At 74.3% G+C, this 9,904-nt stretch carries 10 protein-coding genes and 1 pseudogene; 8 read left to right on the top strand and 3 right to left on the bottom strand.

The annotated features are described in order from the left end of the window. Nucleotides 1-180: pseudogene (locus ACFV5N_RS19315) on the bottom strand (urocanate hydratase); the annotation flags it as partial. A gap of 109 nt (nucleotides 181-289) precedes the next feature. On the opposite strand from ACFV5N_RS19315, the gene ACFV5N_RS19310 reads away from it, so the two are divergent. Next, on the top strand, nucleotides 290-1,660 hold the full coding sequence (locus ACFV5N_RS19310) for a diaminopimelate decarboxylase (protein WP_385601158.1): 1,371 nt from the start codon (nucleotides 290-292) through the stop codon (nucleotides 1,658-1,660). Nucleotides 1,661-1,679: 19 nt separating this feature from the next. On the opposite strand, the gene ACFV5N_RS19305 is transcribed toward ACFV5N_RS19310, so the two are convergent. Beyond that, nucleotides 1,680-2,558: a MurR/RpiR family transcriptional regulator gene (locus ACFV5N_RS19305; RefSeq protein ID WP_385601155.1), complete on the bottom strand. Its 879-nt coding sequence runs from the start codon at nucleotides 2,556-2,558 to the stop codon at nucleotides 1,680-1,682. Nucleotides 2,559-2,640: 82 nt separating this feature from the next. Between ACFV5N_RS19305 and ACFV5N_RS19300 the strand changes: the two genes are divergently transcribed. After that, nucleotides 2,641-3,051, top strand: a complete 411-nt coding sequence (locus ACFV5N_RS19300; protein ID WP_385601152.1) for a hypothetical protein — start codon at nucleotides 2,641-2,643, stop codon at nucleotides 3,049-3,051. Between the two features lie 260 nt (nucleotides 3,052-3,311). Here ACFV5N_RS19300 and ACFV5N_RS19295 read toward each other — a convergent pair whose 3' ends face one another. Beyond that, entirely contained in the window at nucleotides 3,312-4,709 is a 1,398-nt protein-coding gene (locus ACFV5N_RS19295) for a cystathionine beta-synthase (RefSeq protein WP_385601149.1), read from the bottom strand. Nucleotides 4,710-4,916: 207 nt separating this feature from the next. Here ACFV5N_RS19295 and ACFV5N_RS19290 point away from each other — a divergent pair, with 207 nt between their 5' ends. The 6 genes from ACFV5N_RS19290 to ACFV5N_RS19265 all read left to right on the top strand — a co-directional run bounded on the left by ACFV5N_RS19290 (nucleotide 4,917) and on the right by ACFV5N_RS19265 (nucleotide 9,843). Further along, on the top strand, nucleotides 4,917-6,047 hold the full coding sequence (locus ACFV5N_RS19290; protein WP_385601161.1) for an SGNH/GDSL hydrolase family protein: 1,131 nt from the start codon (nucleotides 4,917-4,919) through the stop codon (nucleotides 6,045-6,047). Between the two features lie 84 nt (nucleotides 6,048-6,131). After that, complete coding sequence (locus ACFV5N_RS19285; protein ID WP_385601146.1) at nucleotides 6,132-7,352, top strand: acetyl-CoA C-acetyltransferase; 1,221 nt, start codon at nucleotides 6,132-6,134, stop codon at nucleotides 7,350-7,352. A gap of 253 nt (nucleotides 7,353-7,605) precedes the next feature. After that, nucleotides 7,606-8,478, top strand: a complete 873-nt coding sequence (locus tag ACFV5N_RS19280; RefSeq protein WP_385601143.1) for a hypothetical protein — start codon at nucleotides 7,606-7,608, stop codon at nucleotides 8,476-8,478. A 75-nt stretch (nucleotides 8,479-8,553) separates the two neighbouring features. Continuing rightward, complete coding sequence (locus ACFV5N_RS19275) at nucleotides 8,554-8,868, top strand: nuclear transport factor 2 family protein (RefSeq protein ID WP_385601140.1); 315 nt, start codon at nucleotides 8,554-8,556, stop codon at nucleotides 8,866-8,868. A gap of 158 nt (nucleotides 8,869-9,026) precedes the next feature. Next, nucleotides 9,027-9,500 (top strand): carboxymuconolactone decarboxylase family protein, encoded by a 474-nt coding sequence (locus tag ACFV5N_RS19270; RefSeq protein WP_385601137.1) that lies wholly within the window; start codon nucleotides 9,027-9,029, stop codon nucleotides 9,498-9,500. Nucleotides 9,501-9,525: 25 nt separating this feature from the next. Beyond that, a complete protein-coding gene (locus ACFV5N_RS19265) occupies nucleotides 9,526-9,843 on the top strand; it encodes a hypothetical protein (RefSeq protein WP_385601135.1) in 318 nt (105 codons plus the stop codon). Nucleotides 9,844-9,904: the final 61 nt, after the last annotated feature.

The following is a 9,904-nucleotide window of genomic DNA, read 5'->3' as shown; positions in this document are numbered from 1 at the left end:
GAAGGAGGGCCAGTCGCGGGGGGCCCGCCCGGAGCCGCCGTATACGCCCAGGTCGACGGGGTTTTCGGAGACCACGTGGTCGAGGTTGTTGTGCAGCATGCGCAGGGCGGCCTCCTGCGGCCACCCCCGGGCACTCAGCTCGCTGCCGCGCGGCGCGCGCACGGGTCGCGGTCCTGACATCGCCCCTGCCTCCCTGCTGAGGATCCGTATTCAGCCACACCTGGCGCTGAATAACTTCAGTCATCCAGCGTTCTGCCCATCGACGCCCCGCTCATGCTTATCTGGCTGTATGCCTGACGTCCCGCCCGCGGCCGTCCCGGCCGCCGACCGCTCCCGGCGCCGCGACCTGGCCGTCGCCGCCGCCGTGGCCCACAACCTTCTCGACGACGAGCACCCGCTGATCGGCCTCCTCGATCTCCAGGACCTGCGTGAGCGTGCCTCCGCCCTCCATGCTGCCTTCGATGAGGTCACCGCGCCCGGCCAGCACGTCCTGCACACCTTCGCCGTCAAGGCCGCCGCCCTCCCCGCCGTCCTGCGCCGCCTCGCCGCCCTCGGCATCGGCGCGGAGGTCGCCAGCCCCGGCGAGCTGGCCCTGGCCCGCGCCGCCGGTGTCGATCCCGCGCGCATCGTGCTCGACTCCCCCGCCAAGACCCGCGCCGAACTGCGCGATGCCCTGGGACAGGGCATCGCCCTCAACGCCGACAACCCCCAGGAACTCGACCGCCTCACCGAACTCATCGCCACCGGAACCGGCCCCGCGGGCGGCACCCACCCCGACCGCACCCACGGCCCGATCGGCATCCGCGTCAACCCCCAGCTGGGCGGCGGCAGCATCGACGCGATGAGCACCGCCACCGCCACCTCCAAGTTCGGCGTCCCGCTCCGCGACGAGGGCGGCCGCGCCTGGGTGCTGCGCGCCTTCGCCGAACGGCCCTGGCTCACCCGGCTGCACTGCCACACCGGCTCCCAGGGCGTCCCCCTGGAACGGATGGCCGCCGGTGTCCGCGCCACCTACGAACTGGCCGAGGAGATCAACACCGCCGCCGGCCGCCGGCAGGTCGACACCCTCGACATCGGCGGCGGCCTCCCCGTCCACTTCGGCGGCGACGACACCATCCCCACCTTCGCCGCCTACGCCCGGCTGCTGCGCCGCGAGGTGCCCGGCCTCTTCGACGGCCGCTACGCCCTGGTCACCGAGTTCGGCCGGGCGCTGCTCGCCAAGGCGGGGCTGATCCTCACCCGGGTGGAGTACACCAAAACGGCGGGCGGCCGGCCCATCGCCATCACCCACGCGGGCGCCCAGGTCGCCACCCGCACCGTCTTCGCCCCCGACGCCTGGCCGATCCGGGTGGCCGCCTACGACGCCAAGGGCCGCCCCAAGACCGGCACCCCGGTACGGCAGGACGTGGCGGGGCCGTGCTGCTTCGCCGGCGACCTGGTGGCCCGCGACCGTGCCCTGCCCCCGCTGGCGCCCGGTGACCTGGCCGCCCTGCTGGACACCGGCGCGTACTACTTCTCCACCCCGTTCGGCTACAACTCGCTCCCCCGCCCCGCCGTCCACGGCTACGAGCCCGGGCCGGACGGCCGTCCCGGCTTCACCGTGCTGCGGCGCGCCCAGACCCTGGCGGAGGTGGTCGCCGAAGCGGGCGGCGACCTGTGACCGCCGCCTGCCCCGCGGCTCACTCCAGGAACAGCGACCGCTCCGCCGCCAGGGCGTCGAACGCCTCCAGGCGCGCCGGGGCCTGCGGCAGCGCGTCGCACATCGCCTCCAGCAGCACCCGGCCCAGCAGCATCGGCGCGCACACCGTGTCGAACGCCAGCAGGGTGCTCACCGGGGCGGGCAGCAGCAGATCGTCCGGATGCACCACCGGCGCGAACGGGCTGTCGGCCACCGTCACCACCCGCAGCCCGGCCGCCCGCGCCAGCTCCAGCGCCCCCGCCGTCTCCCGCGGATGGCGGGGCAGCGCGAAACACAGCAGCGCGCTCGCCCCGGCCGCCACCGCCGCGTCGATGCGGTCCGCCAGCATCGACCCGCCCTCGTCCAGCAGCCGCACCTCGGGGTGGACCTTGGCCGCGAAGTACGCGAACCCGCGCGCCTGCGCCGCCGCCGCCCGCAGCCCCAGCACCGGCAGCGGCCGGGACGCGGCCAGCAGCCGCCCGGCCCGGGCCACCGGCTCCGGGTCGGCGAGGGTGTCGGCCAGCTGCCGCAGGTTCGCGATCTCGGAGGCCACCGCCCGCTGGTAGAGGTTCCCCCCGGCGTCGGACCCGTCACCGGCCCCGGCCCCGCCGTCGCCGCCGCCCGCCGTCTCGGGACGCTGCGGGGCGCGCAGCGCACGCCGCAGCGCCGGATAGCCGTCGAAGCCCAGCGCCACCGCGAACCGCGTCACCGACGGCTGGCTCACCCCGGCCAGCCGCGCCAGCTCCACGCTGGACAGATACGGCGCCTCCCCGGCCCGCTCCACCATGCAGTGCGCGATACGCCGCTGAGCCGGGGTCAGCCGGTGCCCCGCGAACAGCTCCCGCAGCCGCGCGCCCGCGCTCCCGCTCGCCTCACTCATCCGCCGCAGTCTATGCAGCACGCCCCGCAGTGGGGTTGTCCCCCACTGCCCGGCACCCGGTGGCCCGCGTACGGTAGCGCCCATGAGCGACCCGGAGCCGGCCACCGATCTCGACGCGGCCGTACAGACACGGAAGGAACCCGGCGACGCCTACGAGTCGGAGCTGATCGCGTCCTTCCTGGAGAAGGTCGAGCAGCGCATCGACACGGCCGTCGACAAGCGCGTCCGCCGCCAGGTCGCCGAGCAGCAGATGGTCGTGGCCCGTGGCGGCCGGCCCGGGGGCGGGCCGCGCGTGGGCGCGGGGTACGAGGGGCCGGGGGCGGCGTTCGGGCTCGCCGCGGTCTCGCTCGTCCTGGCCATCCCGCTGTCGGCGATCGCCGCCGCCCATCTGGGTCTGGCGGGCCTGCTGGTGTGCTGGGGCGGCATCGTGGGCGTCAACGCCTGCTTCACCGTGGGGATGGCCCTGCGCCGCTCCGGTCCCGGCGCGCCCTGAGGCGGGGGAAGAGGTTGGCGGGGACCGCCGCACCCCGGTGCGAGCACCAGGGGCGGGACGACGGCGGTCCCCGCGGGGACACGGGCCGGGTCGGGGCCGCGCGTCCGGGCGACCAGGGAGGTCCGGGAGCCGCTCCGGAGGTCCTTGGTGCCGACACCCAGAACGATGCCGGAGCGGTGTTAACGACGCGTTGCCCGGCCGTGACACTTCGGAATCCGTTCCGGATATCCCGCGCGCCGGAGTGACTTTCCGGCCCGCGGTTACTTCTCCGGCCGCCGTTCCGCCGCGAGGAACGCCAGCAGGTCCTGCCGGCTGACCACCCCGGTCGGCTTGCCCTCGATCAGCACGACCGCCGCGTCCGCCGACTCCAGCACCGCCATCAGGTCCGCCACCGGCTCGCCCGAGCCGACGTGCGGCAGCGGCGCGCTCAGGTGCTTCTCCAGCGGGTCCTCCAGCGCCGCCCGCCCGGTGAACAGGGCGTCCAGCAGTTCCCGCTCCACGACCGAGCCGACGATCTCCGCCGCCATCACATCCGGGTGCCCGGCGCCCGGCTTGACCACCGGCATCTGCGACACGCCGTACTCGCGCAGCACGTCGATCGCCTCGCCGACCGTCTCCTCCGGGTGCATGTGCACCAGCGAGGGCAGTGCGCCGCCCTCCTTGCGGCTGAGCACGTCGCAGACCCGGGTCTGCGGCTCGCCGCCCTCCAGGAAGCCGTAGTCGGCCATCCACTCGTCGTTGAAGATCTTGCTCAGATAGCCGCGCCCGCTGTCCGGCAGCAGCACCACGACCACGTCGTCCGGCCCGAGCCCGCGCGCCGTCTCCAGCGCCGCGACCACCGCCATGCCGCAGGAGCCGCCCACCAGCAGCCCCTCCTCGCGCGCCAGGCGCCGGGTCATCCGGAAGGAGTCCTTGTCGGAGACCGGCACGATGGCGTCCGCCACCGTCCGGTCGTAGGCGGTCGGCCAGAAGTCCTCGCCCACGCCCTCGACCAGGTACGGGCGCCCGGAGCCGCCGGAGTACACCGAGCCCTCCGGGTCGGCGCCGATCACCCGCACCCGGCCGCCGCTGACCTCCTTCAGGTAGCGGCCGGTGCCGCTGATGGTGCCGCCGGTGCCGACGCCCGCCACGAAGTGGGTGATCTTCCCGTCCGTCTGCTCCCACAGCTCGGGCCCGGTGCTCTCGTAGTGCGAGAGGGGGTTGTTCGGGTTGGAGTACTGGTCGGGCTTCCAGGCGCCGGGGGTCTCGCGCACCAGCCGGTCGGAGACGTTGTAGTACGAGTCGGGGTGCTCGGGGTCCACGGCGGTCGGGCAGACCACCACCTCGGCCCCGTAGGCGCGCAGCACATTGATCTTGTCGGTGGAGACCTTGTCCGGGCAGACGAAGATGCAGCGGTAGCCCTTGCGCTGGGCGACGATCGCCAGCCCCACCCCCGTGTTGCCGGAGGTCGGTTCGACGATCACACCGCCGGGGCGCAGTTCGCCGGACTCCTCGGCCGCCTCGATCATCCGCAGCGCGATCCGGTCCTTGACCGATCCGCCGGGATTGAAGTACTCGACCTTGGCCAGCACCGTGGCCCGGATGCCCTCCGTGACGCTGGTGAGCTTCAGCAGCGGGGTGTTGCCGACAAGGTCGATCATCGACTCGTGATACTGCACTGTGGTCTCCGCACATCTACGGGGCGGGTTCGTCCACCCACTGAGTGCACCCTATTGCCCCGCGCGTGGACGTGGACGCGCGTTGCGCGGCCCAGCACCCTGGGCAGACAACACACCAGAGACCCGGAAGACGACGGGACGGCCGGCGAGCCGTTACGGGACGGACGAGACGGGAGGCGGGGCGGCCCCATGTCCAGCAGAGAGCGTGTGGCGCGGCGGATCGCGACGGCGGCGGCGTACGGCGGCGGTGGTGTCGGCCTGCTGGGCGGTGCGGCGGTCGGTCTGGTGCTGACGGAGGTGCAGCTGGCGCGGCGGCAGCTGTTGCGCAACGGCCGGGAGGACCCGCCGCCGCTGGCGGACGGCGTGTACGGCGCCGAGTACGCCGCGGGCGCGGGCGCCGGGCCGGCGGCGGTGCCGTGGCGGCTGGCGATGCTCGGCGACTCGACGGCGGCCGGGATGGGCGTGCACCGGGCGCCGCAGACCCCGGGCGCGCTGCTGGCCTCCGGTCTCGCGGCGGTCTCCGAGCGGCCGGTGGAGCTGCACAATGTGGCGCTGTCGGGGGCCAAGTCGGACGACCTGGAGCGGCAGGTGTCGATGCTGCTCACCGAGCCGGGGCGGGCCCCGGCGCCCGATGTGTGCGTGATCATGATCGGCGCCAACGACATCACCGGCCGCATGGCGCCGGCCGAGTCGGTGAAGCATCTGTCCCAGGCGGTGGCCCGGCTGCGGACGGCGGGCTGCCAGGTGATCGTCGGCACCTGCCCGGATCTGGGCTCGGTGGAGCCGGTGGCGCAGCCGCTGCGCTGGATCGCGCGGCGGCTGTGCCGTCAGCTGGCGGCGGCGCAGACGATCGCGGTGGTGGAGCTGGGCGGGCGGACGGTGTCGCTGGGGGATCTGCTGGGGCCGGAGTTCGCGGCGCGCCCCGGGGAGCTGTTCGGCCCGGACCGCTACCACCCGTCGGCGGCCGGGTATGTGACGGCGGCGATGGCGGTACTGCCCACGCTGTGCGCGGCGCTGGGCGTGTGGCCGGAGGAGGAGCGGGTGGAGCCGCTGCGCCGGGAGGGCTATCTGCCGGTGGAGCGGGCGGCGACCCGGGCGGCGGCGGTCGGCGGTACGGAGGTGAGCGCGGCCGCCGAGGAGTCGGCGGAGCGGCGCTCGCCGTGGGCGCTGCTGAAGCGGCGGCGGCGCCGGCAGCTGCCCGCGCAGCCGGCCGATCCGGACGGGGCGGAGCCGGCCGGCACGGAAAAGGACACCGCGGATCGGGACACGACGGAAGACGACAGCACCGGTCGGGCCGTGGACGCGGACCGCGAGGAGCGGCAGGAGTTGTCGCCGTAGGGCTGGACGCGGGCACATTACCTGCCGGTAGCTTATGAGGGCGTGTCCATCCGTGCCGATGGACCTCGACCCGGAGGGAATTCCATGCCAGAAGCAGTGATCGTCTCCGCAGCCCGCACTCCGATCGGGCGGGCCGTCAAAGGCTCACTCAAGGATGTGCGGCCCGATGATCTGACCGCCGGGATCGTGCGCGCCGCGCTCGACAAGGTGCCGGAACTCGACCCCGCCGACATCGACGACCTGCTGCTCGGCTGCGGCATGCCCGGCGGCGAACAGGGCCACAACCTGGCCCGTGTCGTCGCCGTCCAGCTCGGCTTCGACACCCTGCCGGGCGCCACCGTCACCCGCTACTGTTCCTCCTCGCTCCAGACCACGCGCATGGCGATGCACGCCATCAAGGCGGGCGAGGGCGATGTGTTCATCTCCGCCGGGGTCGAAACCGTCTCGCGCTTCGCGTACGGCAGCAGCGACGGCCAGCCCGGCACCCGCAACCCGCTGTTCGAGCCGGCCGGGGCCCGGTCCGCCGAGCGCGCCGAGAAGGGCGGGGCCGGCTGGCACGACCCGCGCGAGGACGGCGCCCTGCCCGACATCTACATCGCCATGGGCCAGACCGCCGAGAACCTCGCCCGGTACAAGGGCGTCACCAAGGAGGACATGGACGCCTTCGGCGTCCGCTCGCAGAACCTCGCCGAGAAGGCCATCGCGGACGGCTTCTGGCAGCGCGAGATCACCCCCGTGACGCTGCCGGACGGCACGGTCGTCAGCAAGGACGACGGCCCGCGCGCCGGTGTCACGCTGGAGGGCGTGCGCGGCCTGAAGCCCGCCTTCCGCCCCGACGGCCTGGTCACGGCGGGCAACTGCTGCCCGCTCAACGACGGGGCCGCGGCGCTGGTGATCATGTCCGACACCAAGGCGCGCGAGCTGGGCGTGACCCCGCTGGCCCGGATCGTCTCCACCGGCCTGTCGGCGCTCTCGCCCGAGATCATGGGCTACGGCCCGGTCGAGGCGTCCCGGCAGGCGCTGGCCCGCGCCGGGCTGACCATCGACGACATCGACCTGGTGGAGATCAACGAGGCGTTCGCCGCCCAGGTCATCCCCTCCTACCGGGACCTGGGCATCGACATCGACCGGCTGAACGTCAATGGCGGCGCCATCGCCGTGGGTCACCCGTTCGGGATGACCGGCGCCCGCATCACCACCACCCTCATCAACTCGCTCCAGTGGCATGACAAGCAGTTCGGTCTGGAGACCATGTGCGTGGGCGGCGGCCAGGGGATGGCCATGGTGCTGGAGCGCCTTGACTGAGGTGATAGAAGAGAGGTTCCGCTTCCGCGATCCGCGCGCCCCGGCGCGCCGGGTCGCGGTGGCGATACCGAAGTGTGCCCGGGATGTGATGCACGCCGCCATCCCGGGCGAATCCGCAGGTCAGCGAAGCGAGCGGGGTGGGTCCAGGGACTGAGGTCCTGTCCATTTCGTGACGTTTCACCCTGCCCGGCGTGGCCGCGTCCCGGAAACCTGAGATAGGAAGTCAGGGACCGAGAGCACTGGGAGACAGTCAGTGAGCGCCATATCCGTCATCCTGCTGGTGACCGCAGGCACCTCCGTGGCCCTGAGTGCGGCTGCCCTGCACACCATCCGTGGTCTGCGTACCGAGGTCACCCGGCTGCGCCGGGCGCAGCTCCCCGCCGCGCGGGGACCGGTACCGGCCGAGGAGATCCGCGCCGCCGTCGCGGACGCCCTGGCCGACGAACGGGAGCGGGAACTGGCGGAGGCCCGGGCCTTCTGGGCCGAGCAGGACGCCCGGGAGAGCGAGGGCCCCGGGGCGCTGCTGGCCGGGCGCGGCCTGGAGTACGAGGTGGCGGAGGCCGACGAGGACCTGCTGGACGCGCTCCTGGAGCGGTACCTGCTCAGCGACTCGGGGCAGGAGAGCGGCGACGGCACCGTGTTCGTCCCCCGGCAGCAGGACCTGTGCAGCGCGGCCGAGCAGCAGCGGCAGCCGGCCACCGAGCGCGAGGCGGCCGGCGAGGAGGGCGAGTCGGCGGAGCTGGCCGCCGCCCGCCGCCGTCACCCCTCCCACCCCGGCTACACGCTGGCCGGCGAGCCCGTCGAGGGCGGCGCGCGCCCCGGCATCGAGGAGCAGCAGCGCCGCACCACCGACCAGCTGAGCCAGCTGGCCGAGTCCCGCACCCCGCTGGCGGACGTCCGCCCCGGGCCGCTGGGCACCCTGGACGTGTACCTCTTCGAGGACGGCACCACCCTGTGCCTGTCCCCCAGCCAGCAGGAGACGGCGGAGCGGCTGGCCGCGGCCGTACGGGACGGCGAGGCGCCGGTCCTGATGGGCGGCTCGGGCGTCTCCGGCGCCTACGCCCTGACCTTCGCCTGCGGGCAGGACAGCGTCTATCTGCTGGCCGACCGCATCGTCTCCACCTGAGCCACGCGCCCCGCCCCTCCCCCGGGCGGACGCCACCGGGCTGCGGCACCGCCGGGCCCGGTGTTGGGTTGAGGCATGGACATGCTCACCGACCCAGCCGTACGCGCCTTCGTGGCGGCCGTGAACGCGGGTGACCGCGAGGCGTTCCGGGGCGTGCTGACCGAGGACGCGACGATGTCCGACGACGGCTCCGAGCGCGACCTGGCCCAGTGGGCCGACCGGGAGATCTTCGACGCCGGCGGGCACATGGCCGTCGAGTCGGAGTCGGAGGACGGGCGCGCGCTGATCGTCCGGTTCCGCAACGACACCTGGGGCGAGATGCGGACGTCCTGGCGGTTCGAGGTGGCGGACACCGGCCGGATCTCCCGCTTCGAGACGGGCCAGGTCTGAGCCGGGACGACCCCGGCCCCCGGACGGGCCCGGCACCGCCGGTCGTGCCCCCCGCGTCCCGGATGTGACGCGCGCCACGGCGCGGGCGGTCACACGCGCCGGTCGCCCGGTGTCAGTGAGGTGTCAGCATCCACCTCCTCCGGACACCGGGAGACACCATGGACGCCCGCCTGAATCTCTTCGGCAGCACGGTCGGGGCCAAGGCCCTGCGCCACCTCAACGCGGCCGGCAGGGCCCTCGCCGACGCCGGGCTGCCGCCCGCCACCCAGGAGCTGGTGAAGATCCGTGCCAGCCAGCTCAACGGCTGCGGCTTCTGCCTCGACATGCACACCAAGGACGCGTCCGCCGCGGGCGAGAGCGCGCTGCGGCTGCACATGGTGGCCGCGTGGCGGGAGGCGACGGTCTTCACCGACGCCGAGCGCGCCGCCCTGGAACTGACCGAACAGGGCACCCGGCTCGCGGACGCGGCGGGCGGCGTCACCGACGCCGCCTGGGCGGAGGCGGCCCGGCACTACGACGAGGAGCAGCTGGCCGCCCTGGTGTCCCTCATCGCCGTCATCAACGCCTACAACCGGCTGAACGTCCTGGTGCGGCAGCCCGCGGGCGACTACACCCCGGGCCGGTTCGGCTGACCGGGCGCGGGGCTAGAGTCGGGCCGTGGACGAGAACGACGAGCGGCTGACGGCCCTGGAAGAAGCGGTCGAGGAACGGGCCGACCGGCTGCGGGGGCTGGCGGAGAGCCGGCTGAGACAGGGGGCCGCAGCCGAGGGCCTGGCCCTGGCCCGGGAGCTGGCCCGCCGGGCGCAGCTCATCGAGCGGCCCGCGGCCGAGCCGCTGACCATGCCGGACGCGGGCCTGTTCGCGGTCGGCGACCAGGTGGCCGTCGCGGGCCACGACCTGGTGCGGGCGCTGCGCGAGCGCCCCGACCCGGCCGCCGTGGCCGCCGCACTCACCCTGCTGCGGCCCGGCACCTGACCGGCCGGGCGGCGGCACGGCACGGGCGGCCGCGGCTTCCGGCCGCACGGCACCCGGCACC

Origin of the sequence: Streptomyces sp. NPDC059853, from assembly GCF_042731495.1 — a bacterium.
Classification (GTDB): domain Bacteria; phylum Actinomycetota; class Actinomycetes; order Streptomycetales; family Streptomycetaceae; genus Streptomyces.
Note: the sequence above shows the minus strand (reverse complement) of the source record. Positions and strands in the feature narration are given on the sequence as shown.

What these genes read in the sequence shown, in the direction of transcription:
- ACFV5N_RS19310 (WP_385601158.1), top strand. Translation starts at nt 290, where the DNA reads ATGCCTGACGTCCCGCCCGCGGCCGTCCCGGCCGCCGACCGCTCCCGG.
- ACFV5N_RS19285 (WP_385601146.1), top strand. Translation starts at nt 6,132, where the DNA reads ATGCCAGAAGCAGTGATCGTCTCCGCAGCCCGCACTCCGATCGGGCGG.
- ACFV5N_RS19300 (WP_385601152.1), top strand. Translation starts at nt 2,641, where the DNA reads ATGAGCGACCCGGAGCCGGCCACCGATCTCGACGCGGCCGTACAGACA.
- ACFV5N_RS19305 (WP_385601155.1), bottom strand. Translation starts at nt 2,558, where the DNA reads ATGAGTGAGGCGAGCGGGAGCGCGGGCGCGCGGCTGCGGGAGCTGTTC.
- ACFV5N_RS19270 (WP_385601137.1), top strand. Translation starts at nt 9,027, where the DNA reads ATGGACGCCCGCCTGAATCTCTTCGGCAGCACGGTCGGGGCCAAGGCC.
- ACFV5N_RS19275 (WP_385601140.1), top strand. Translation starts at nt 8,554, where the DNA reads ATGGACATGCTCACCGACCCAGCCGTACGCGCCTTCGTGGCGGCCGTG.